Consider the following 21,554-nt stretch of genomic DNA (forward strand, 5'->3'; position numbering starts at 1 on the left):
GGAGGACCGCTTGGCACCCGCCATCACCACCACCACCGTCCGCCCCGCACCCGCCGCGCCCGCCGGGCCCGAGGCGCGACCGGTCCGGTCGCCCTGGCCGTGGGTACGGGCGCTCGGCGGGCTCGCGGTGCTCGGCGTCCTGGTCTGGTCGGTGGGCGCCGGCCCGTTCCTGACCGGGCTGCGGATGATCGACGCGCCGGCACTCGCCGCCGCCCTCGCCATCGGCGCGGTCACCACCGTCTGCAGCGCCTGGCGCTGGTCGCTGGTCGCCGACGGGCTCGGCGTACGGCTGCCGCTGCCGACCGCCGTCGCCCACTGCTACCGGGCGGTCTTCCTCAACTCCACCCTCCCGGGTGGGGTGCTCGGCGACGTGCACCGGGCGCTCCGGCACGGCCGCGACGCCGGAGACATCGCCCGGGGCATCCGGGCCGTGGTCTGGGAGCGTACGGCCGGTCAGCTGGTCCAGCTCGGCATCGCGGTGGGCGTCCTGACGGTGCTGCCGTCGCCGGTCCGGGCGTACCTGCCGGTGCTGGCGGCCGGGCTGGCCGTCGCCGGGCTGGCGCTGGTGCTGCTGGCCCGGGCGGTGCCCCGCTCCGGCGCGTCCCGCTGGGCGCGGGTGGCGCGTACCGCCGTGGCGGACGTCCGCGCCGGCCTGCTGGCCCGGCGTACCTGGCTCGGCGTGGTCACGGCGTCGGTGGTGGTGGTCGCCGGCCACCTGGCCACCTTCGTGCTCGCGGCGCGCACCGCGGGCGCCGACGCGCCGCTGCCCCGGCTGCTGCCGCTGGCCCTGCTCGCGCTGCTGGCCATGGGGCTGCCGGCGAACGTGGCCGGCTTCGGGCCGCGTGAAGGGGTGGCCGCCTGGGCGTTCGCCGCCGCCGGGCTGACCGCCGCCCAGGGCGTCGCCACCGCCACGGTGTACGGCGCGCTGGTTCTGGTCGCCAGCCTGCCCGGCGCGGCGGTGCTGCTGCGCCGGATCCCCCGCCGGGAGGCCGGCAACTGTCGGTCATCCCGCCTACGGTGAGGGTGCGAGGTGCTCGTTGCCGGCGCGTCCGGCAGCCCCGGACGAAGGAGAACGATGGACGAAACGCTGCCCACGGCCACGGTTCGGACCCAGGTCACGGTCCCGCTGAGGTTCCCCGACGGGTACGTCACGACCGCCCGGCTGCACTCCTTCCACGGCCTGGTCGACGGTCGGGAGCACCTCGCGTTCGGGCTCGGCGACCGGGCCGCCGCCGAGGACCGCCCGGCGCCGGACGTCGTACCGCCGCTGGTCCGCCCGCACAGCGAGTGCCTCACCGGGGACGTGTTCGGCAGTCAGCGTTGCGACTGCGGGCCACAGCTGCGGGAGGCGGTCGAGCGGATCGCCGAGGCCGGCGGATACCTGCTCTACCTGCGCCAGGAGGGCCGGGGCATCGGCCTGTACGCCAAACTCGACGCGTACGCCCTCCAGGACGGGGGTCTGGACACGTACGAGGCGAACGTGGCGCTGGGCCGGGGCGCCGACGAGCGTGACTACACGGTGGCCGCGCAGATGCTCGCCGCGCTGGGCGTGAGCCGGGTGGCCCTGCTCAGCAACAACCCGGACAAGGCGGCCCAGCTCGACCGGCTGGGCGTGACGGTGGTCGACCGGGTACCGACCGGCGTGCACCTGTCCCCGGCGAACGCCAACTACCTGGCGGCGAAGGCGACCCATGCCGACCACGCCCTCGACCTGCCGTTCGTGCCGTGACCGCCCGGCCGTACGTGCTGCTGAGCTGCGCCATGTCGATCGACGGCTACATCGACGACGCCACCACCGATCGGCTGCTGCTCTCCAACGACTCCGACCTCGACCGGATCGACGCGGTCCGGGCCGCCTGCGACGCCATCCTGGTCGGCGCGGCCACCGTCCGCCGCGACGACCCACGGTTGCTGGTGCGCTCCGACACGCGGCGGGCCGACCGGGTGGCGCGCGGCCTGCCGCCGTCGCCGGTGAAGGTCACCGTCACCGGCAGCGGCGACCTCGACCCGACGGCCCGGTTCTTCGCGCTCGGCGACGGGGTGAAGCTGGTCTACTGCCCGACCGGAGCGGCGGAGAAGACCCGCGAGCAGGTCGGCCAGGTGGCGACCGTGGTCGACGTCGGCGAACCGGTCACCCCGCAGGCGATCCTCACCGACCTCGCCGTCCGGGGCGTCCGCCGGCTGATGGTGGAGGGCGGCGGCAGCGTGCACGGCCAGTTCCTCACCGCCGGCGTCGCCGACGAGTTGCACCTGGTGGTCGCGCCGTTCTTCGTCGGCGACCGCCGGGCGCCCCGGTTCGTCGGGGACGGGCGTTTCCCCTGGCGTCCGGGCCGCCGCGCCCGGGTCGTCGAGGTACGCCAGATCGACGACGTGGTGCTCACCCGGTACGCCCTCTCCGACCGCTGCCCGCCGGGCTGACCCGGTCGCTGGACGCCCCCGGCTTCGACCCGGGCCGTGCCGGCGGTGAGCGGCGCGCCACCCGGCCCCGCTACCGGAGGACGAGGCGGCGGGGCCGGGCAGCACCGGGGTCAGAGCACCTGGGACAGGAAGCGGCGTAACCTCGGGTGCTCCGGCGCTTCGAAGACGGCGGCCGGCTCGCCGGCCTCGAGGACGACGCCGGCGTCCATGAAGGCCACCGTGTCGGCGACCTCGCGGGCGAAGCCCATCTCGTGGGTGACCACCACCATCGTCATGCCGGCGGCGGAGAGGTCGGCCATCACCTTGAGCACGCCCTTGACCAGCTCCGGGTCGAGCGCCGAGGTGGCCTCGTCGAAGAGCATCACCTGCGGGCGGAGGGCCAGCGCGCGGGCGATCGCCACCCGCTGCTGCTGCCCGCCGGACAGGTGCGCCGGCCGGGCGTCGGCCTTGCCGGCCAGCCCCACCAGGTCCAGTTGTTCCCGGGCGACCTGCGCCGCCTCGTCCTCACCGAGCTTCTTGAGCTTGCGCAGCGCGAGGGTGATGTTGCGCAGCACGGTCATGTGCGGGAAGAGGTTGAACTGCTGGAAGACCATGCCGATGCGCTGGCGCAGCGCGTCCGGGTCGTCGCCGAGCACGCTGCGGCCGTCCAGCAGCACGTCGCCGCGGTCCGGTTCGATGAGCCGGTTGATGGTGCGCAGCAGGGTCGACTTACCGGAGCCGGACGGGCCGATCACGCAGGCGGTGGCGCCCCGGGCCACGTCCAGGTCGGCGCCGCGCAGCACCTGATGGGCGCCGAAGGCCAGGTGTACGTCCCGGACGGCGAGGCTGACCGAGGTGGCGGTGACGGTGCTCAACGCGCGTCCTTTCCGGGCGGGGCCGCCGTGCCGGCGGGAGCGAGGTCGAGGTCCGGGTCGGGGAGGGCGGCCGTACGGCCCTGGCGCAGCCGCCGGTCGATCCAGTTGACCGCGTGGGTCAGCGGCACGGTCAGTACCAGGTAGAACAGCCCGGCCAGCAGCAGCGCCGACTCGTTGCCGGTGGTGGCCGCGTAGTCCTGACCGATCCGGAACAGCTCCCGCTCGCTGGCCACCAGCCCGAGGAAGTAGACCAGGCTGGAGTCCTTGATGAGCGCGATGAGCTGGTTCACCCAGGCGGGCAGCACCCGGCGTACACCCTGCGGGACGATCACCAGGCGCATCGCCTCGCCCCAGGAGAAGCCGAGCGCCCGGGCACCCTCCAGCTGGGCGGCCTCGACGCTCTGGATGCCGGAGCGGAAGATCTCGCCGATGTAGGCGGCGGCGATCAGCGACAGCGCCAGGATGCCCAGCGGGTAGGGGTTCGGCCCCCACACCTGCATGCCGAGCGGCGCCAGGCCGACGCCGATCAGCAGGATGGTCGCCGCCGCCGGCAGGCCGCGGAACACGTCGGTGTAGACCCGGGCCGGCCACCGCAACCATCGGGTACGCGAGATGCCCGCGACGGCCAGCAGCATGCCCAGCACCGAGCCGAGCAGGGCGGCGGAGACCGCCAGGATCAGCGTGTTGGGCAGCCCGACGGTCAGCATCTCGGGCAGCGCCTCGCGCATGGCGTCCCAGTCGAAGAAGGTCTCCCACAGGGTGCGCAACGGATCCATCGTCTTCTCCTACCGCCCCGCTCGCTCGTCCGGACTACTCAGGAAGCGGCCGACGGCGACGGCACCGCGACCGTTCCGCTGCCCGGCTTGAAGTCGGCCGGGATCGGCCGGCCCGGGTAGTACTGCGCCTGGAGCCTGCTCCAGGTGCCGTCGGCGATCACCTCGTCGAGGCCCTTGTCCAGCGCCTCGCGCAGCTTGTCGTTGCCCTTGGCCACGGCGTACGCGGTCGGGGCCGGACTGAGCTGCTTGGCGGCCACCGTGATCTTGCCGTTGCTGTCCGCGGCGGACTTGTCGCCGATCTCGGCCGGGGCGATCCAGGCGTCGGCGGTGCCGGCCTTGAGCTGGTTGATCGCGCCGTTGTAGTCGGGCACCCGTACCGGGTTGAGGTTCTCCCGGGTCGCGTAGTCGTCCTGCACCGTGCCCTGTACGACCACGACCCGCTTGCCGGTGAGCTGGTCGAAACCGCTGATCGAGGAGCCGGCCGGCACGTCGAGTCCGAAGTAGCCGAAGTCGTAGCCGTTGCCGAAGTCGACGGTCTTCTTGCGCGCCTCGGTGATCGTGATGGACGAGCTGCCCACGTCGAACTTGTGGTTGTTGACCTGGGAGAGCAGCGCCGAGAAGTCGGTGCCGACGAACTCGACCTTCAGGCCCACCTTCGCGGCGACCGCGGTGAGCAGGTCGTTGTCGAAGCCGGTGAACTTGCCGTCCTTGAGGTACACGTTCGGCGGGGCGTCGGTGAGCGTGCCGGCCCGCAGCACGCCGGCCTGGAGCAGGCCGTACGGGTTGGCGGTCCCGTCGGTGGAGCCACCGTCGCCGCAGGCGGCAAGGCCGGTGGCGGCGAGCACGGCGGCGGCGCCGAGCGCGGCGACGCGGGTCAGGGCGGGAAGGAATCGCACAGGTTTCTCCAGGGTCGGATGGCGACGTGGGCGCACGCCGCCAACGGTGCGCCCGGGTTCGGGCGAGCCGCGAGGGGTGGTTCAGGGAAAGGAGGAGGTGGTGCGTCAGCGCGCGCCGGCGCGGCGACAGGAGTCGCTGCACACCCGCATCAGATCGACGTGCCGACGCTTGACCAGCGCGAAGTCGGCCGGGTAGGCGACGCCGTCGACGGGCGGGGTGCGGAGTTGAGCAGACATGGTTCCCTCTGGTCGGTGATGACCTGGGTGCCAGGCCACGCTTGCACCGGCGTGCTGCCGGTGCCTGGTCCTCACCCGGGGCACCCCACCGCGGAGGAGGGTTGCCGGCCAGCGAGCCGGGGCTTGGCGCTGGCGCTCATGACCTGGCGATCACGTTAGCAGCAGCGCCACCCGGGGCGTCCAGCCGTTATGACCACCCTCACGTGCCGCGCCTTACGTCGGTCCGGTCGGGCTGCTAGGTTTCTCCGGTGTTCGCCCTACCCCTGACCGACGACGCCGAGCTGCGGCCGCTCGACCCGTGGCGCTCCGACGAGTTCCTCGCCAACCTCGACCGCTGCCGGGAGCGCATCGCCCCCTGGGTGGGCGCGTCCTTCGTCGCCACCGACGCCGACTCCGCCCGCCGGGTGCTGCAGAACTACGCCGACCGGTGGGCGCGCGACGGCGGCGGCATCTGGGGCATCTGGCAGCGTGGCACCCTGGTCGGCGGGGTGATGTTCGTGTCGTTTGACGCCGCCCGTGGCGTCTGCGAGGCCGGCTGCTGGGTGGAGGCCGCCGCCGAGGGGCAGGGCCTGATCACCCGGGCCGCCCGCGTGATCATCGACTGGGCGATCCGGGAGCGGGGCATCCACCGCGTGGAATGGGTGACCAAGGCCGGCAACGACCGCAGCATCGCCGTCGCCCGGCGGTTGGGCATGCGGCGCGACGGCGTCCTCCGCGACGCCGTACCCGGGCCGACCGGCCGCGCCGACATGGAGGTCTGGTCGGTGCTGGCCCCGGAATGGAAGCCCTGACGGGCCGGTCGCCGCGGGCCGGACGGGGACCACGCGGGGGAGTTTTGTCATACCCGTACGTGAACATCTGTCCATGGCTGCCCCCGCACTGGCCGATCGGTCCCCCCAGCCGCGCGCCCTGCCGCTGCGCGAGGTCCGCACCCGGCTCACCCAGCTCGTCGCCCTCGCCGAGCTGACCGACACCATCACCGTGGTCACCCGCGACGGCGACCCGCGTCCGGTCGCCGCCATCGTGCCCGCCTCGACGGCCCGCACCGCGGCGCAGGCCCGGGCCGACGTCGAACGGCTGGCCGCGATCAACGCGGGCTGGTCCCGTCGCCTCGAGGAGCTGCACCGGCAGAGCAGCCGGCGACACGCGGCCGAGCGGCGGGCGCTGACCGACGCTCTCGCCGAGGTCTGGGCCGAGCTGGAGCGCCGCGCCCCGGCCGGTGACCCGGCACTCGCCCGGCTCCGCGCCGCCCACGCCGAACTGTTGCGGGACTGACCGGCGCAGGTCCGACGGCCGCTGGGCCCGGTCGGCCACAATGGAGCCTCGTTCCGAGCGGCGGAGGCGGGAGGCCGGACGTGAGCCAGATCAGCGAACCGGGCATCGGCCCGCCGGAGCAGCTCGTCGCCTCGGGCGGCGCCGCCCGGTTCCGGCAGCTTCGGTTGTCGGCCCTGCTGCTGGTGCTCGTGCTGCTCGGGGTCGCGGTGGTCGGCGTGACCACCGCCACCGGTCCACCCACGCTGGCCGAGCTGCGCAGCCAGGCCGGCCTGGACGGCAAACAGGAACTCCTGATCGGGGTCAAGGACGACCAGCCCGGGGTTTCCCAACTCATGGAGGACGGGAGCTACCGCGGCTTCGACATCGACATCGCCTACATGATCGCGGCCGACCTGGGGTTCAAGCGCCGGCAGGTGAGGTTCCTGCCGATCGAGAGCGAGGACCGGGCGCGCCGGCAGGCGTACGACGGGACGAAGTTCGTCACCGTGGACCTGGTGATCGCCTCGTACAGCATCACCCAGCAGCGCAGGGAGCAGGGCGTTGTCTTCTCCGAGCCGTACCTGGCGACGGAACAGTCGGTGCTGACGCTGCGCGACTACCCGGGCCGGGTCGACGGGCTGGGGGACCTGCGCGGCCGTAAGGTCTGCACCCTGGCCACCTCCACCTCGGAGCTGCGGCTGCGGTCGTACGGGGCCGAGGCCAGTGGCAAGAACCGGATCAGCGAGTGCGTGCAGGAGCTCTACGACGGCACTGTCGACGCGGTGACCACGGACGCGGCGATCCTGTCCGGCTTCGTGGCGCCGCTGGCCCCCGACGCGGCCCCGAAGTACCCGCTGCGCGGGGTGAAGCCGCTGCGGCACTGGGACATCGGTGAGGACCTGGAGGAGAAGTGGGGGGTGAACACCGGCCCGAAGCCGGCGATGAGGGAGCTGGTCGACTGGTCCCTCTACCAGGCCGCCTCCCGGCCCGGTAAGGACGCCTGGGACGCCGCGTTCGAAGCGAACCTGGCCCGGGAGCAGCCCGCCAACGGGCCGCAGCAGGTGGCGGTGGGGCAGCAGCCGGAGTGTCGGAAGGTGAAGGTACGCCAGTGGCCGTGGGAGTCGATGGTCCTCGTCCCCTCGGGTCCCGCCCGTCGGGTGGCCCGGCGCGCCGGCCGGGCGCGCGGCAGGGGCAGCAGTGGCTGCTGACGCTGCTGCCGGCGTTCCCCGTGCTGCTGCTGGTGCTGCGCCTGTGGCAGCTCAGTCGGCAGGACATGCCGACCATGCTGCTGCTGGTGCAGTACGTCAGCCCACTCGGCCTGCTCAGCGCGCTGCTCATCGCGCTTGTCTGGGCGTTTCCGCTGGTGGTGCTCGGCACGGGCGTGCTCGGTTCGGTGCTGCGGGTCAGCGCGCCGGAGCGGTTCGACCCGGACCGGTCGCTGCTGGCGTACGCGACCGCGCGTACCCCGGGCTGGGTGCTGGCCGCGGCGTCGGTGCTGGCGGCGCTCACCTGGCAGATGCGCTTCCTGCCGGCGCTGCTGATGATCGTGCTGTGGCTCGTCGGGCTGCGGGTCCGCCACCGGTACCCGGACCGCGTCGACCTGCTGCTCGCGTTGGGGCTGGTGCTGCCACTGCTCGCCGGCCTGGTCGCGTACGTCTGGCTGGCCCCGGCGATCGTCGCCGCGCTGCGCCACGGTGAGCTGGCCACGGCGGCGCTGCTCGGGGTGCCCCCGGCGGCGGCCGTGGTGCTCACCGGGCCGATCCCGCGCCGGTCCGCGCCGCTGCTGACCCAGCTGGCGTCCTACGTGATGGCCGCGGTGGTGCCGCTGGTCAGCGGCACGGTGTTCCTGCGCGTGCCGCTGCTGCCGCCGGTGGCGGTCGAGGTCGGGCCGCCGCCGCCCGAGCCGGCGGTCGAGGTGGTGCCCGGCCAGGCGATCACGGTGACCGACCGGATGACGATCGTGATGGACAGCCACGGCCGGGTCCGCTTCCTCCCCAACGAGGAGGTTCGGGCCCAGATTCTCTGCCCCGGCCCGGAACGGCTGCCGGTCAGCGAGGTCACCGTCCAGGGCTGGCCGGTCGAGCGGACCGCGCTGGACTGGATGATGCCGCGGCAACGACCCGAGCCGGTGGACGGCCGCTGCTCCGGCCGGCTGGAGGTGCCGCCGCGAAGGGCGAGCGACTGACGCCGACAGAGCAGCCGGAGGGCGGCCCACGCCGACCTTTGCGGCCGGTTGACCGCGCCGGCGGCGGCGACCCGGGTCGAGGTCGCCGCCGCCGGCGTACGGGTCAGTCCCGGCCGCGCTCGGCGCGGTAGCGGCGGATCAGCGCGGCGGTGGAGGAGTCCACGTCGCCGAGGTCCGGTGCGCTTCCGGTGAGCTTCGGCGCGAGCTGGTTGGCCATCACCTTGCCCAGTTCCACGCCCCACTGGTCGAACGCGTTGATGTCCCAGACCGCCGCCTCGGTGAACACGATGTGCTCGTAGAGGGCGATCAACTGGCCCAGCGTCGACGGGGTCAGCTTCGGCGCGATGATCGACGTGGTCGGGTGGTTGCCGGGCATCACCCGGTGCGGCACCACGTCGGCCGGGGTGCCCTCCGCCTCGACCTGTTCCCGGGTACGTCCGAACGCGAGCGCGGCGGTCTGTCCGAGGAAGTTCGACATGAACAGGTCGTGCATGTCCCCGAGGTCGTGGTTGGGCTGGCTGAACGCGATGAAGTCGGCCGGGACGAGCCGCGTCCCCTGGTGGATCAGCTGGTAGAAGGCGTGCTGACCGTTGGTGCCGGGCTCGCCCCAGAAGATCTCCCCGGTCGGGTACGTCACCGGGGTGCCGTCGACGGTCACCGACTTGCCGTTGCTCTCCATGGTGAGCTGTTGCAGGTACGCCGGGAACCGGTGCAGGTACTGCGCGTACGGCAGCACCGCGTGGGTCTGCGCGCCGAGGAAATCGGTGTACCAGACGTTGAGCAGGCCCAGCAGCGCCGGCAGGTTCCGCTCGACCGGCGTGGTGCGGAAGTGCTCGTCGACGGCGTGGTAGCCGGCCAGCATGTCCCGGAACCGTTGCGGCCCGATCGCCAGCATCACCGACAGCCCGACCGCCGAGGGCAGCGAGTACCGGCCGCCCACCCAGTCCCAGAAGCCGAACATGTTCTCCGGGTCGATGCCGAAGTCGCGGACCCGCTGCTCGTTGGTGCTGATCGCGACGAAATGCCGGGCGATCGCGGAGTCTTCCGCGTCCAGCCCGGCGAGCAGCCAGCGCCGGGCCTGGTCGGCGTTGGCCAGGGTCTCCTGGGTGGTGAACGACTTGGAGACCACGACGAAAAGCGTGCTGGCCGGGTCCAGGTCGGTGGTCTTGTCGTGGATGTCGGTCGGGTCGACGTTGGACACGAACCGGCAGGAGATCCCGGCGTCCCGGTACGCCTTCAGCGCCTCGTACGCCATCACGGGCCCGAGGTCGGAGCCGCCGATGCCGATGTTGACCACGGTGGTGATCCGCTCGCCGGTGTATCCACGCCAACTGCCCGAGCGTACCCGGTCGGCGAAGGCCGACATCCGGTCGAGCACGGCGTGCACGTCGGCGACCACGTCCTGCCCGTCGACCGTCAGCGAGGCGTCGCGCGGCAGGCGCAGCGCGGTGTGCAGCACGGCGCGGTCCTCGGTGGAGTTGATGTGCTCGCCGGCGAACATGGCGGCGATCCGGTCGGTCAGCCGGACCCGCTCCGCGAGCGCGGTGAGCAGGCGCAGCGTCTCGTCGGTGACCAGGTTCTTGCTGTAGTCCACGTGCAGGTCGGCGACGTCGCCGGTGAGCCGGGCACCTCGCTGCCCGTCGGTGGCGAACAGCTCCCGCAGGTGGGTGTCGCGCAGCGCCTCGGCATGTTTGCGCAGGGCCTGCCATTCGTCCGTGGTGGTGACGTCCACAGCCATCGGGTCGATCTCTCCTTCACGACGAGGTCTGCCAGCGGGCCGTCGTCGCCCCGCTGCGGCGACCCCATCAGCCTGCCACCCGAAGGAGGCCGGCGCGACGCGACCCGACATCGCCCATCCCTTGGACGTCGGATGTCGACCGGCCGCCGTTGGGACGCCTGTTCGACCCACGCCGCCACCCGGTCGGTCCGATTGACCTCGAGTGCACTCGAAATCCTACGGTGGCCGGACCGCCCGCCGTCCGATCCGGCGGGTCCATCGGAAGGAGCAACCCGTGCGCTACCGAGTGCTCGGCGGCACCGGCATCCAGGTGAGCGTCCACTGCCTCGGCACGATGATGTTCGGCGCGGTCGGCAACCCCGACCACGACGACTGCGTCCGCATCATCCACGCCGCCCTCGACCAGGGCGTCAACTTCGTGGACACCGCCGACATGTATTCCGCCGGCGAGTCTGAGGTCATCGTCGGCAAGGCGCTGCGCGGTCGCCGGGACGACGTGGTCCTCGCGACCAAGGTGCACTTCCCGATGGGGGAGGGCCCCAACCGGGGCGGCAACTCGCGGCGCTGGATCGTCCGGGAGGTCGAGGAGAGCCTGCGCCGGCTGGGCACCGACTGGATCGACCTCTACCAGGTGCACCGGCCCGATCACACGACCGACGTCGAGGAGACCCTCGGCGCGCTCACCGATCTGGTACGGGCCGGCAAGATCCGCGCCTTCGGCTGCTCCACCTTCCCGGCGGAGGAGATCGTGGCGGCGCACCACGTCGCCGAGCGGCGCGCGCTCGGCCGGTTCCGCACCGAGCAGCCGCCGTACTCGATCATGGCCCGGGGGATCGAGACCGCGGTGCTCCCGGTCTGCCAGCGCTACGGCATGGGTGTCCTGGTGTGGAGCCCGCTGGCCTCCGGGTTCCTGTCCGGCCGCTACCGGCAGGGCCGGTCGGTGGACCTGACCGCCGGGCGGCCGGCGCTCACCCCGGCCCGGTTCGACCCGGCGCTGCCCGGCAACGCCGCCAAGTACGCCGCCGTGGAGGACCTGGCCGTGCTCGCCGAGGAGGTCGGCTGCACCCTGCCGGAACTGGCTGTCGCGTTCACGGTCGCGCACCCGGCGGTCACCTCGGCGATCACCGGACCGCGCACGATGGAGCAGTTGGAGGGGCTGCTCAAGGGCGCCTCGCTCACCCTCGACGACGCCGTCCTGGACCGGATCGACGAGATCGTCCCGCCCGGCACCAACCTCTACCAGCCGGACGGTGCCTGGTCGCCGCCGGTGCTCACCGATCGGGCCGCGCGGCGCCGGCCCCTCGCCGACCGAGCCGCCGCCTGAACACTCCGGGCTCCGGCCCGGCGGATTCCGCCGGGCCGGAGCTCTGGTGCCGTTGACGGGCCGGGGATCAGCTCGTCTTCACCGATCCGGTGACCTTGCTGTCCCGCACGGTGGCGCCGACGGCGGCCACCGAGCCGTTCACGTTGCTCTCCACGATCGACACCACGGAGGCGTCGGTCGCGGTGACCGAGCCGTTGAGGGTCGAGTTGAAGGCGATCAGACCGGCGCCCGGCGCGACCTTGGTCGCACCGTTGACCGTCACCCCGTCCAGGCAGGTGATGCCGGAGTTGATGTCGAGCCCACCGTTCTGCCGGTTGGTCAGGATGGTGGTGCAGGCCGGGTAGCTGGGCTGCGTCTGCACGTTCAGCTCATCGAACGCGATCGCCCGGGCGTTGTTCGTCCGCGGGTCGTCCAGCTTGATGACGTCGAGGCCCTTCTGGATGTCGTTCGAGTAGATGTATCCGTTGTGGTAGTACGTCGACCAGGCCCCGCCGAGGATGTTGCGGGTCTCCGAGAGCGGGCCCCGCTCCCAGTAAGCGATCTCGACCGGGTTCGCCGAGTCGGTGAAGTCCCAGACCGAGATCCCACCCTGGTACCACGCCTGGACCATGATGTCGCGGCCCATCGCCGGGATCAGCGAGCCGTTGTGCGCCACGCAGTTCTCCCGAGGGCTGTTCAGCCGCGGGATCTTGAAGTAGCTCCGGAACACGAGCTTGCGGTCCGCACCCGAGCCGACGATGTCGTAGATCGCGTCCGCGCCCTGGTTGGCCCGGTAGCTGCTGGTGCAGATCGCGCTGCTGCCGCCGCCGAGTTCGTCGGTGAAGACGACCTTGGTGCCGGCGTTGTTGAAGGTGGCCGAGTGCCAGAACGCGAAGTTCGTGTCCCGGACCTGGCTGATGATCACCGGGTTCTCGCGGTCGGAGATGTCCATCAGGACGCCGTCGCCCATGCAGGCGCCGGCGGCCAGGTCAAGCTCCGGGTAGACGGTGATGTCGTGGCAGCCGCTGGTGGAGTTCGCACCGGTGGTTCCCGGGAAGAGGACCGGGGTGGCCACCACCGCGGCAGCGGTCGGGTTGTCCAGCGGCACCTTGATGATCGAGATCTTGTCGTGCGGCAGCTTGCAGTACGCGGCGCTGGCCGACGGGCTGTACGACTGCACGTAGATGTACGCGGTCTTGCCGTCCTTGCCCGGCACCAGCGTCTGGGTGTGCGAACCGCAGTCGGTGCGGACCGACTTGATGTACTGCGGGTGCGCCTTGTCGCTGATGTCGAAGATCCGGACGCCCTCCCAGTGGGCCGGGTTGGTCACGGAGCCGACCGCGCTGGTGCACGAGTCGTTGGTCCGTACCTGGTCGACCGCGAGGAACAGGAGGTTACCGATGACCGACGGGTCGCCCTGCGAGCCGGAGCAGACGACCTGGCTGACCACCTGAGGCGAGGCGGGGTTGCTGACGTCGAAGACGCTGAAGCCCTCGTAGTTGCCGGCGAAGACGTAGTTGCCCTGGAACGCCAGGTCCGAGTTGTACGCCCCTTCGCTGGCGAACCCGCCGAACTTCGGGTAGTTGGCGATCTGCCGGATGTTGGGACTGCTGACGATCTCGTCGACGCCCGGAATGGCGTTCGCGGCGACCGCGTCGTTGGCCGCCTCCTCGGCGATGCAGTACTCGGCGAAGTTGTCTCCGGCAGCCTCGAACGAGTCACACACGTCTGTGGTCTCGGTGGCGCCGCTCGCCGGCGCCGCGGCCACGGCGGCCGTGAGAAGAAGGGCGCCTGTGGCGGCCAGGGTGATGGCCAGCCTTCGGCTTCCTCGTGGGGTTGGTTCCAACATGTATGGACACCCTTCGTCATGGGGTTGAGCAGGGTAGCGGGACCCTAACCCGGAGATCGATCTCATATTGTGATCCAGGTCACAGTCTGTGCCGGCTCGTGGTCACGGTTAGGTGAATGTGGTGGTGGCGTGGCGACGCGAATAACCGCAGGTGGGACCAAAATAGAATCTTTTCGCTGCCCGCGATCCTCCCGGTGCAGGTCACCCCGCGTTACGATCCCGGCCATCCTCGACGGACGGCGGGAGTCAAGTTGTGCTAGGTGTACGGATCCGGGCTCTTTTTGGACGGTCGCGGGCGATTGTGCTGGTCGAGCTGGTCGTGCTCGCGGTGGTGGCCGCCGGGGTCGCGGCGGTCGTCTGGTGGCCCGACGACCAGCCGAAGCCGGTGGCGAAGGCGAACCCGCCGGAACCGCTCGCCCTGCCCGGCGTGCCCGACGCGACCGCGCCGGTGCTGCTGCCCGGGGCTCCCGGTGAGCCGGCGAAAACCCTCCAGGCCAACGAGATGTCGCCCCTGCCGCGCCGGTCGCACAACAACGCCGACATCCGGTTCGTGACGATGATGATTCCGCATCACGAGCAGGCGCTCGTGATGGCCAGGCTGGTGGCGGACCGGGGGCAGAACCCGCAACTCAAGATCATCGCCGACCGGATCCTGGCGGCCCAGGAACCGGAGATCAAGGTGCTGGAGACCTGGCTGACGGACCGGGGCCTGGACCGGAACTCAGGCGGCCGCCACCAGCACGGCATGGCCGGCATACAGTCGGCGGAGGCATTGGAGCTGCTCACCGCCGCCCGGGGCGCCGACTTCGACCGGATGTTCGTCACGATGATGATCGAGCATCATCAGGGTGCGATCGACATGGCGGGCGAGGTGTTGGCGCTCGGGGTCGACGGCATCATCAACGAGATGGCCACCAGCGTCATCGCGGAGCAGAGCGCCGAGATCAACCGGATGCGCGAGGCGCTGGGCACCGCGAAGTAGTCCCATCACCTGCCGCGCGAGGGACGGGAGAGCGGGCGCATCATCGGCGCACGACACGGGGGACGGTGCCACACTGGTGGAGTGGATCATCGTGACCTCGTCCGGGTGAGCAAGAAGATGTCCCTCGCGCTGCGGCACCGCCCGGACCGGTTCGGCCTGGCGCTCGACCGGGCCGGCTGGGTGCCGGTCGCCGACCTGCTCGCCGCGCTGCGGATCACCCGTCGCCAACTCGACGCCGTGGTCGCCGGCAACGACAAGCAGCGCTTCGCCGTCGAGCGCGGGCCGGACGGCGTCGACCGGGTCCGGGCCAACCAGGGCCACTCCGTCCCGGTCGAACTCGGGCTGGCCCCGGCCACGCCGCCCGACCGGCTGTTCCACGGTACGAGCGACAGCGTGGTGCCGGCGATCCGCGTCGAGGGGCTGCGCCGGGGTCGCCGGCACCACGTGCACCTGTCACCGGACGTGGAGACGGCCCGGCGGGTGGGCGCCCGGCGCGGCGGCGCGGTGGTGGTGCTCACCGTCGACGCCGCCCCCATGGCCGAGAACGGATACGTCTTCTACCGCAGCGCCAACGGGGTCTGGCTCACCGACGCGGTGCCGCCCGCGTACCTGAGCTTTCCATAGCCGCGGTCACCGTCGACGGGGAGGTCTGGCGGCTCAGGTCGCGCCGATCAGCGTCACCACACCGGCGGCCACCAGCACGCCGGCCCAGAGCCGGTCCACGTTGAACCACGCGCGGCGCAGCACACCGACACCGAGCACCTCGTACACGAGCAGGGCGACCGCGGCCGCGACGCCGAGCATGGCCGCGGTGTGCACGCCCGCCGCCGCCAGCCCGGTCAGCGCGCCGGCCGGCGCGGCGGCGAGGTGCCCGGCGTGTGATCCCGCGTCCGCCGCCGGCTCGGCGAGCAGCACCGGCAGCAGCATCAGCCCCGCGCCGTGCGCCGAGGACATCAGGAACGACCAGGCGGTGAGCTGGGGCGGTGACAGTCGCATCCCCGCCCAGCGGAAGTGCCGCTCGGAGAGCAGCCGCCACAGCCCGAACCCGACCAGCAGCACGCCGCCGCCGACCGCGACCGCCGTGCTCGCCGTCACCGAGCGGGTCGCGCTGACCAGCGCCGCGACCACCGCGACGGAGGCGAGGTGGCCGGCCGCGATCGGCGGCAGCGCCCACAACAGCGCCGCCCGGCGGCGTTCCTGCAGGCCCCGGGCGACCGCGAAGAGCCAGCCCATCGCCGGGTTCACGCCGTGGAACGCGCCGAGGCCGGCCAGCGCCGCCCAGGTCGCGCCGGTCACGGGAAGCAGTACGAGTCGGAGGACGCGTCCCCGCCCTGCAACCGCGTCTGGTGCACCCGCAGTCCCCGGAAGTCGTCGCCCCGCGGGAAGAACCGCGGGTCGGGGGCCAGCCCGCCGCGTTCCGGGTCGACGTCCAGCTTGGCCAGCCAGGCGCCCACCCCGTCGGGGTAGAACTGGTCGTCCCACGATCCGTAGAGCGAGTTGCTCACGTAGACCCGGCGTCCGTCCCGGCTGATCTCGACCATCTGCGGGCCGCCGGAGAGCGGTTCGTCGGGGTAGGCGGGGTGGGCGGTCCGCGCGACGATGCCGCCCAGCCGAACCGAGCCGGTTCGCACCGGGTGGAACGGGTCGCTGACGTCGTACTGGATCAGCTCACCGGTGCCCCAGCAGGAGACGTAGAGGAACCGGTCGTCCACCGACAGGTCGATGTCGGTGACCAGGGGCGGCACCGCGCCGAAGGGTTTGAGCAGGTCGGGCAGGTCGGCCGGGTCGGCCGGCTCGGCGGGGATGTCGATCACCTTGGTCACCGCCCAGGCGTCGCCGTCGCGGTGCCAGAGCCAGATCGAGGCGGAGAGGTCCGCCACGCTGATCACCACGCCGACGAACCCGTACGTCTTCGTCGGGTCGTGCGCCGGGCGCAGCTCCAGGGGCATCTGGTACTGGTCGCCGAGGTCGACGCGCTGCACGTGCCGGCGCTTCGCCAGGTCCCAGAAGTGGATGGCGTGCCCGTAGCGGCGGCCGAGCAGCAGTTCGCCGATGATGCCGTCCTCGATCATCGACGGCGTGCCCCATTCGCTGGTGACCAGCACGTCCCGGTTGTAGTGCCACCAGAAGTCGTACGCCAGGAACTGCGGTCCCCGGTCGGCCTCCCACGCTCCGCGTACCTCGAACGAGGTGTGGTCCAGCACGGCGATGCCGCCCGGCCCCTCCTGCCCGTCGGCGCCGCCCAGCGCCGAGACGTAGATGCCGTCGGGGCCGCAGTGCACGGTGTGCGGGCGCGAGTAGCCGGCCCGCTCGGCCAACTCCTCCGGACCGATCACCTTGACCAGCCTGGGCTGTCGGGGGTCGGGCCGGGTGTCCAGGACGTGGATCCGGGACGACCGCAGCCCGGGCACGATCAGGTAGCGCCGTTCGACGTGCGGGTGGGGCGCCGTCGGGCAGAGCGCGCTGCTGCACGCGTTCCAGCCGAAGTGGTGCAGCTCGTCGCCGGTGAAGGGCAGCTCGGTCCAGCCCACCACCTGCCCGTACGCGTCGGAGCCGGGGTCGGTGTCGAGCACCGCGATGGCGTCGGGGCGCTGCCCCGCCCGGTCGAAGGCGGCGACGTACGCCAGCTTCTCGGCGGGTGCGGTGGCCGCCTCGCGGGGCGACGGGTAGAAGCTCGGGTCGGGGGTCCAGCGGGTCATGGCGTCTCCGGTCTGCGGTTCAGGGGTGGCTACGCCGAGGCGGTCGAGCAACCGGCGAGCTGAAGTAACCTATCAACCCGATAGGATTTATGGGTAGTCTGTCGGCGTGGCCGTCCCATCCCTCAGGAGGCGGCCCCCACCGCCCCGGAGGTCCCGATGCCGCTCACCTTCCACTGGTTCCTGCCGACCTACGGCGACAGCCGGAACATCGTGGGCGGCGGGCACGGCGTACCGGTCGGCACCGCCGGTGGCGCCCGCCCGGCCAGCGTCGGCTACCTCGGCCAGATCGCCCGTGGCGCCGAGCAGCTCGGCTTCGTCGGCGTGCTCACCCCGACCGGCGCCTGGTGCGAGGACGCCTGGCTGAGCACCGCGATGCTGGCCCAGGTGACCGAGCGGCTGAAGTTCCTCGTCGCCTTCCGCCCCGGGCTGCTCTCACCCACCCTCGCCGCGCAGATGGCCTCGACGTTCCAGCGGCTCTCCGGCGGCCGGCTGCTGCTCAACGTCGTCACCGGCGGGGAGTCGGCCGAGCAGCGGGCGTACGGCGACTTCCTCGACAAGGACGCCCGGTACGCGCGCACCGACGAGTTCCTGCACGTCGTCCGGGCGCTCTGGCGCGGCGCGCAGGTGGACCACACGGGCGCGCACCTGCACGTCGAGGGTGCCCGGCTGAGTCGGCTGCCCGACCCGGTGCCGCCCGTCTACTTCGGCGGCTCGTCGGCCGCCGCGGGGCCGGTGGCGGTGCGACACAGCGACGTCTACCTGACCTGGGGCGAGCCACCGGCGCAGGTGGCCGGCAAGCTGGACTGGATCCGGGGCCTGGCCGCCGAGGCCGGCCGGGAACTGCGCTTCGGCATCCGGCTGCACGTCATCTCGCGGGACACCACCGACGAGGCGTGGGCCCAGGCCCGCCGGCTGCTCGACCGCATCGCCGACGCCGACGTCCGGGCCGTCCAGGAAGGGCTGCGGCGCAGCGAGTCGGAGGGCCAGCGGCGGATGTCGGCACTGCACGGCGGGTCCCGCGACGGCCTGGAGGTCGCGCCGAACCTGTGGGCCGGGGTGGGACTGGTCCGGGGCGGCGCGGGCACCGCCCTGGTCGGCAGCCACACCGAGGTCGCCGATCGGATCGCCGAGTACCACGCCCTGGGGATCGACGAGTTCATCCTCTCCGGGCACCCGCACCTGGAGGAGGCGTACTGGTTCGGCGAGGGGGTGCTGCCCATCCTGCGCCGGCGCGGGCTGTGGCGGCACCCGGCCGGCGAGACGGCCACCGCCCCGGCGGGCATCCCGTTCACACCGCAGGCGGCCGCCGTACCGGTCTCGGCGCGGGGTTGACCCGGGTGAGCCGCCCGTCCGCGCGGGTCACGGTCCGGTGGCTCAGGCCGGCGACTGGCCGGCGAGGAAGTCGGCGAGCACCCGGGTGTGGGTGGAGAAGGCCAGCTCGACCGGCTCGGTGACGACCAGCCACTCGGTGGCCTCCTCGGTCGGCGCCGACGGCGGGAGGTCCCCGATGGCACGTTCGGGCAGCACGCCGAAGACCATCATGGTGCCCCCGGCCGGCGCCCCGTGCACCGCGAAGAGCCGCGCCTGGCCGAACTCGGCCAGCAGGCCGGTCTCCTCGCGCAGCTCCCGGACCAGCGCCTCGTCCCACTCCTCGCCGTACTCGATGAAGCCGCCGGGCAGCGCGAGCTGGCCGCGGGCCGGCTCGATGTCCCGGCGGACCACCACCACGCCCAGCCCGGTCGGCGTCCGTACCGGCAGCACCGCCACCGCCACCGGCAGCGGATTGCGCCACATCGTGCCGCCGCAGGCCGCACAGACGCGCGGCCAGCCGGCCTCCGCCGGGTAGGCGGCGCCGCAGTACGAGCAGTACGAGTGGGGTACGAGGGTCACGCCGCAGCACGTTACCCGCCCGGCCCCCGGGGCGTCAGGCGTCCGCCCCGACCCCGTCGTGGCCCGGGCCGGTCACGGCCGGGACTCGCGCAGCGCGGCGCGGGCGTCCATCAGCGCGAAGCCGAGCAGGTTCTCGCCCCGCCACCGCGCCGGATCCGCGGCGTGTGGGTCGGCGGCGGCCAGGCCGATGCCCCAGATCCGGTCCACCGGGCTCGCCTCGACCAGCACCCGTTCCCCGGTGCCGAGCAGGAACCGGCCCAGGTCCTCGTGCTGGCCGAACTTGGCCACGCTGCCGGCCACCACGATCTCGTAGCGGCGTGCCGCCCAGGTCGCCTCGTCGAAGCCGCGCACCTGTCGGCCGAGTGCCTTGGCCCGGTGCGGATGCCCGGTGGTCAGGAGGCGCTCGGCGATCTCCGCGTCGCCGAACAGGCTCGCTTTGTGCCACATCATCCAGTGCTCGGCGGTGGCGTACGTCCGGCCGTCCACGGTGAACGGAGCCGGCCACCACTGGCTCAGGCAACCGGCGCCGACACTGCCGTCGCGTTGCGGGCGGTGGCCCCAGAAATGCAGGAACTTCACCGGCCGGCCGGACCGGACGGTGGCGACGAGCTCGGCGACGGATCGGGGCGACACGATGGACAGTGTGCCCGAGGGCACCGACAGTTCGCCTCCCTGGTTGCCGGCTGAGCCGGCGGTCGCGGGGCGCCCCCGGCGACGCCCCGCGAAGCCTTCAGCCGCCGAGCCGGGCGGCGACCGCGCTGCGCAGCTCGGGCAGCCGGTCGTGCAGCAGTCCGGGGCACTGCGTGCTGTTGAAGTCCTTGTGCCCGTAGATCTCGCTGGACGGGATGCCGTACTGCTGGCAGGTGAACGCGCAGAACCACACCAGGCTGTCCCAGAGGGCCTTCGGTGGCTGCACGTCGAGGTAGATGCCGTCGTTCTCGATGCCGATGGCCTGGCTGTTCTGACCGACGCAGTGCGCGCCCTGGACCATGGTCTGCCCGTGCAGCAGCGCGTACAGGCTGCCGTGCCGGCCCTCGGTCAGGTATCCACCACGGCTGTTGGTGAAGTGCTGCCCGGAGTCGAGCCAGCCGTTGGTGTCCATGTGCAGGTTCTGGATGTCGCGGGAGTTCCGGTATGCCTGCGCCAGGCTGTAGTCGGTGGTGTTCGGGAACGCCGTGTGATGAATGATGATCTTGTTGGGCCGGCTCTGCACCACGCTGACGTTGGTCGAGGGCGGGCGGGCGCCCCAGGTCGCGCAGTTGGCGATATCCGGCTGGTCGACCCGGGTGGCGACGGCCCGCGCGTCGTGGTCGCCGCCGACCTGGGTGAGTGCGGTGGCGCCGGCGGCGGCGCCGAGCAGGACCGCGCCGCGCAGCACGGCCCGGCGGGGGACGGGAACGGACATCGGTGCCTCCTCATCGGGGATGGACGCCGCCGGTGGCGGGCGGCTGCTCCGGGCCGCGGCGTGGCATCAGACACGCCGAGCCGCAGTGGCCGGAGGGCAGCCCGCCACCGGTACGGGTCAGCAGGTTCCGTTGCAGGCCAGCACCTTGAGCCGGTCCAGGGTGCCGTTCCAGACGTTCTGGTCACCGGGGAAGGTGCCCGAGTCGGCCCACTGCCAGAAGGAGTACGTCCCCCAGCCGGCCGGCAGGGTGCCGACGCTGCTGGAGTAGCGGGCGATCCAGAGCGGGTTGTTCGCGGCGAACTGCGAGGTGTTGCCGGTGCAGGTGCTCCACCAGTCGGTGGTGGTGTAGATGGTGGCCCACCGGCCGGTGCGGGCGTAGTACTGGTTGACGAACGAGGCGATCCAGCTACGCATCGACGCCTGGCTCAGCCCGTAGCAGGTCGCGCCGTACGGGTTGTACTCGATGTCCAGCGCGCCGGGCAGGGTCTTGCCGTCCTTGGACCAGCCTCCGCCGTGGTCGACGAAGTAGTTGGCCTGGGTGGCGCCGCTGGACTGGTTCGGCAGCGCGAAGTGGTACGAGCCGCGGATCATGCCGACGTTGTACGAGCCGTTGTACTGCTGGGCGAAGTACGGGTTTGTGTAGCCGGTGCCCTCGGTGGCCTTGACGTACGCGAACCGGGCGCCGTTGTTCCAGGCGCCCTGCCAGTTCACGTTGCCCTGCCAGCTGGAGACGTCCATGCCGGGCAGGCCGGCCGGCGCGGCGCTGGCGGGCGTCGCGCCGACCAGGGCCGAGGCGGCCATGGCGACGGTGGTGATCAGGGCGGCGCCGGCCGTACGCAGCGCCGTTCGCAGGGGACGCTTCATCTTTCCTCCCTGGGGGTTGCCGCGGTGCGGCGGGTGAAAGGAACTGTCAGTATTAGGTCACAAGCTGGAGACAAATTTCAATAGATGTATGGAAGATCATCTCTTAACTTGAGGTATCAGCCGGGCGAAGGCAGCCCTCGGCCCCCGGCAACGGTCGTGGCCGCGCCGGCTCGGCGCAGGCGCGGCACCTTGCCGAGCGGGCGG

23 protein-coding genes and 1 riboswitch are annotated in these 21,554 nt (G+C 72.3%); of the genes, 11 read left to right on the forward strand and 12 right to left on the reverse strand.

The annotated features are described in order from the left end of the window. The first annotated feature begins 127 nt into the window (after positions 1 to 127). The 3 genes from GA0070621_RS08935 to GA0070621_RS08945 are packed head-to-tail and all read left to right on the forward strand — an operon-like array spanning position 128 to position 2,418. The gene (locus tag GA0070621_RS08935; protein WP_231921034.1) at positions 128 to 1,021 is read left to right on the forward strand and encodes a lysylphosphatidylglycerol synthase domain-containing protein; all 894 of its coding nucleotides are present in this window, start codon (positions 128 to 130) and stop codon (positions 1,019 to 1,021) included. A gap of 54 nt (positions 1,022 to 1,075) precedes the next feature. Next, on the forward strand, positions 1,076 to 1,729 hold the full coding sequence (locus tag GA0070621_RS08940; protein WP_091193246.1) for a GTP cyclohydrolase II: 654 nt from the start codon (positions 1,076 to 1,078) through the stop codon (positions 1,727 to 1,729). Continuing rightward, the gene (locus GA0070621_RS08945) at positions 1,726 to 2,418 is read left to right on the forward strand and encodes a RibD family protein (protein ID WP_091193250.1); all 693 of its coding nucleotides are present in this window, start codon (positions 1,726 to 1,728) and stop codon (positions 2,416 to 2,418) included. The genes GA0070621_RS08940 and GA0070621_RS08945 overlap by 4 nt, the downstream gene beginning before the upstream one ends. 110 nt (positions 2,419 to 2,528) lie before the next feature. On the opposite strand, the gene GA0070621_RS08950 is transcribed toward GA0070621_RS08945, so the two are convergent. From GA0070621_RS08950 to GA0070621_RS31085, 4 genes are all read right to left on the reverse strand, one after another. Further along, a complete protein-coding gene (locus tag GA0070621_RS08950; RefSeq protein ID WP_091193253.1) occupies positions 2,529 to 3,272 on the reverse strand; it encodes an amino acid ABC transporter ATP-binding protein in 744 nt (247 codons plus the stop codon). After that, positions 3,269 to 4,048: an amino acid ABC transporter permease gene (locus GA0070621_RS08955; protein ID WP_091193255.1), complete on the reverse strand. Its 780-nt coding sequence runs from the start codon at positions 4,046 to 4,048 to the stop codon at positions 3,269 to 3,271. The genes GA0070621_RS08950 and GA0070621_RS08955 overlap by 4 nt, the downstream gene beginning before the upstream one ends. A 38-nt stretch (positions 4,049 to 4,086) precedes the next feature. Then, positions 4,087 to 4,944, reverse strand: a complete 858-nt coding sequence (locus tag GA0070621_RS08960) for an ABC transporter substrate-binding protein (RefSeq protein WP_091193258.1) — start codon at positions 4,942 to 4,944, stop codon at positions 4,087 to 4,089. 105 nt (positions 4,945 to 5,049) lie between these two features. Next, entirely contained in the window at positions 5,050 to 5,181 is a 132-nt protein-coding gene (locus tag GA0070621_RS31085) for a hypothetical protein (protein ID WP_269455489.1), read from the reverse strand. Between the two features lie 32 nt (positions 5,182 to 5,213). Next, positions 5,214 to 5,325: riboswitch (SAM riboswitch) on the reverse strand. Positions 5,326 to 5,429: 104 nt separating this feature from the next. Here GA0070621_RS31085 and GA0070621_RS08965 point away from each other — a divergent pair. The 4 genes from GA0070621_RS08965 (at position 5,430) to GA0070621_RS08980 (ending at position 8,620) form a co-directional block, all read left to right on the forward strand. Continuing rightward, a complete protein-coding gene (locus GA0070621_RS08965) occupies positions 5,430 to 5,972 on the forward strand; it encodes a GNAT family N-acetyltransferase (protein ID WP_091193260.1) in 543 nt (180 codons plus the stop codon). A 73-nt stretch (positions 5,973 to 6,045) separates the two neighbouring features. After that, a complete protein-coding gene (locus GA0070621_RS08970; RefSeq protein ID WP_091193263.1) occupies positions 6,046 to 6,456 on the forward strand; it encodes a hypothetical protein in 411 nt (136 codons plus the stop codon). 80 nt (positions 6,457 to 6,536) lie between these two features. Beyond that, the gene (locus GA0070621_RS08975) at positions 6,537 to 7,643 is read left to right on the forward strand and encodes a transporter substrate-binding domain-containing protein (protein WP_167666730.1); all 1,107 of its coding nucleotides are present in this window, start codon (positions 6,537 to 6,539) and stop codon (positions 7,641 to 7,643) included. Next, positions 7,550 to 8,620 (forward strand): hypothetical protein, encoded by a 1,071-nt coding sequence (locus GA0070621_RS08980; RefSeq protein WP_091202218.1) that lies wholly within the window; start codon positions 7,550 to 7,552, stop codon positions 8,618 to 8,620. Before GA0070621_RS08975 ends, GA0070621_RS08980 begins: the two co-directional genes overlap by 94 nt. 103 nt (positions 8,621 to 8,723) lie before the next feature. On the opposite strand, the gene pgi is transcribed toward GA0070621_RS08980, so the two are convergent. Continuing rightward, complete coding sequence (gene pgi, locus GA0070621_RS08985) at positions 8,724 to 10,358, reverse strand: glucose-6-phosphate isomerase (protein ID WP_091193265.1); 1,635 nt, start codon at positions 10,356 to 10,358, stop codon at positions 8,724 to 8,726. Positions 10,359 to 10,632: 274 nt separating this feature from the next. On the opposite strand from pgi, the gene GA0070621_RS08990 reads away from it, so the two are divergent. Then, positions 10,633 to 11,682 carry an aldo/keto reductase gene (locus GA0070621_RS08990; RefSeq protein ID WP_091202219.1) on the forward strand — a complete coding sequence of 350 codons (1,050 nt, stop codon included), beginning with the start codon at positions 10,633 to 10,635 and terminating at the stop codon, positions 11,680 to 11,682. A 67-nt stretch (positions 11,683 to 11,749) separates the two neighbouring features. Here GA0070621_RS08990 and GA0070621_RS08995 read toward each other — a convergent pair whose 3' ends face one another. Continuing rightward, the gene (locus GA0070621_RS08995; RefSeq protein ID WP_167666731.1) at positions 11,750 to 13,510 is read right to left on the reverse strand and encodes an LVIVD repeat-containing protein; all 1,761 of its coding nucleotides are present in this window, start codon (positions 13,508 to 13,510) and stop codon (positions 11,750 to 11,752) included. A 301-nt stretch (positions 13,511 to 13,811) separates the two neighbouring features. Here GA0070621_RS08995 and GA0070621_RS09000 point away from each other — a divergent pair, with 301 nt between their 5' ends. Both GA0070621_RS09000 and GA0070621_RS09005 read left to right on the forward strand, forming a co-directional pair. Next, the gene (locus GA0070621_RS09000) at positions 13,812 to 14,492 is read left to right on the forward strand and encodes a DUF305 domain-containing protein (RefSeq protein WP_091193268.1); all 681 of its coding nucleotides are present in this window, start codon (positions 13,812 to 13,814) and stop codon (positions 14,490 to 14,492) included. Positions 14,493 to 14,573: 81 nt separating this feature from the next. Continuing rightward, positions 14,574 to 15,116, forward strand: coding sequence for an RNA 2'-phosphotransferase (locus tag GA0070621_RS09005; protein WP_091193271.1), 543 nt, complete (start codon positions 14,574 to 14,576; stop codon positions 15,114 to 15,116). A gap of 33 nt (positions 15,117 to 15,149) precedes the next feature. Here the strand turns inward: GA0070621_RS09005 and GA0070621_RS09010 are convergent, their stop codons facing one another. Together GA0070621_RS09010 and GA0070621_RS09015 are read right to left on the reverse strand one after the other, a co-directional pair. Beyond that, the gene (locus tag GA0070621_RS09010) at positions 15,150 to 15,788 is read right to left on the reverse strand and encodes a hypothetical protein (RefSeq protein WP_091193273.1); all 639 of its coding nucleotides are present in this window, start codon (positions 15,786 to 15,788) and stop codon (positions 15,150 to 15,152) included. Further along, entirely contained in the window at positions 15,785 to 17,191 is a 1,407-nt protein-coding gene (locus GA0070621_RS09015) for a selenium-binding family protein (RefSeq protein WP_091193276.1), read from the reverse strand. Before GA0070621_RS09015 ends, GA0070621_RS09010 begins: the two co-directional genes overlap by 4 nt. Positions 17,192 to 17,347: 156 nt before the next feature. Between GA0070621_RS09015 and GA0070621_RS09020 the strand changes: the two genes are divergently transcribed. Beyond that, positions 17,348 to 18,523: an LLM class flavin-dependent oxidoreductase gene (locus tag GA0070621_RS09020; protein ID WP_091193278.1), complete on the forward strand. Its 1,176-nt coding sequence runs from the start codon at positions 17,348 to 17,350 to the stop codon at positions 18,521 to 18,523. Between the two features lie 42 nt (positions 18,524 to 18,565). Here the strand turns inward: GA0070621_RS09020 and GA0070621_RS09025 are convergent, their stop codons facing one another. The 4 genes from GA0070621_RS09025 to GA0070621_RS09040 form a co-directional block, all read right to left on the reverse strand. After that, positions 18,566 to 19,081, reverse strand: a complete 516-nt coding sequence (locus GA0070621_RS09025; RefSeq protein ID WP_091193281.1) for an NUDIX domain-containing protein — start codon at positions 19,079 to 19,081, stop codon at positions 18,566 to 18,568. A 72-nt stretch (positions 19,082 to 19,153) separates the two neighbouring features. Beyond that, positions 19,154 to 19,717 carry an NADAR family protein gene (locus GA0070621_RS09030; protein ID WP_091202221.1) on the reverse strand — a complete coding sequence of 188 codons (564 nt, stop codon included), beginning with the start codon at positions 19,715 to 19,717 and terminating at the stop codon, positions 19,154 to 19,156. 94 nt (positions 19,718 to 19,811) lie between these two features. Continuing rightward, complete coding sequence (locus GA0070621_RS09035; protein ID WP_091193283.1) at positions 19,812 to 20,486, reverse strand: peptidoglycan recognition protein family protein; 675 nt, start codon at positions 20,484 to 20,486, stop codon at positions 19,812 to 19,814. A 117-nt stretch (positions 20,487 to 20,603) separates the two neighbouring features. Next, the gene (locus GA0070621_RS09040) at positions 20,604 to 21,350 is read right to left on the reverse strand and encodes a lysozyme (RefSeq protein WP_091193285.1); all 747 of its coding nucleotides are present in this window, start codon (positions 21,348 to 21,350) and stop codon (positions 20,604 to 20,606) included. Positions 21,351 to 21,554 lie beyond the last annotated feature (204 nt).

The sequence above is a fragment of the Micromonospora narathiwatensis genome, from assembly GCF_900089605.1.
GTDB classification, from domain to species: Bacteria; Actinomycetota; Actinomycetes; order Mycobacteriales; family Micromonosporaceae; genus Micromonospora; species Micromonospora narathiwatensis.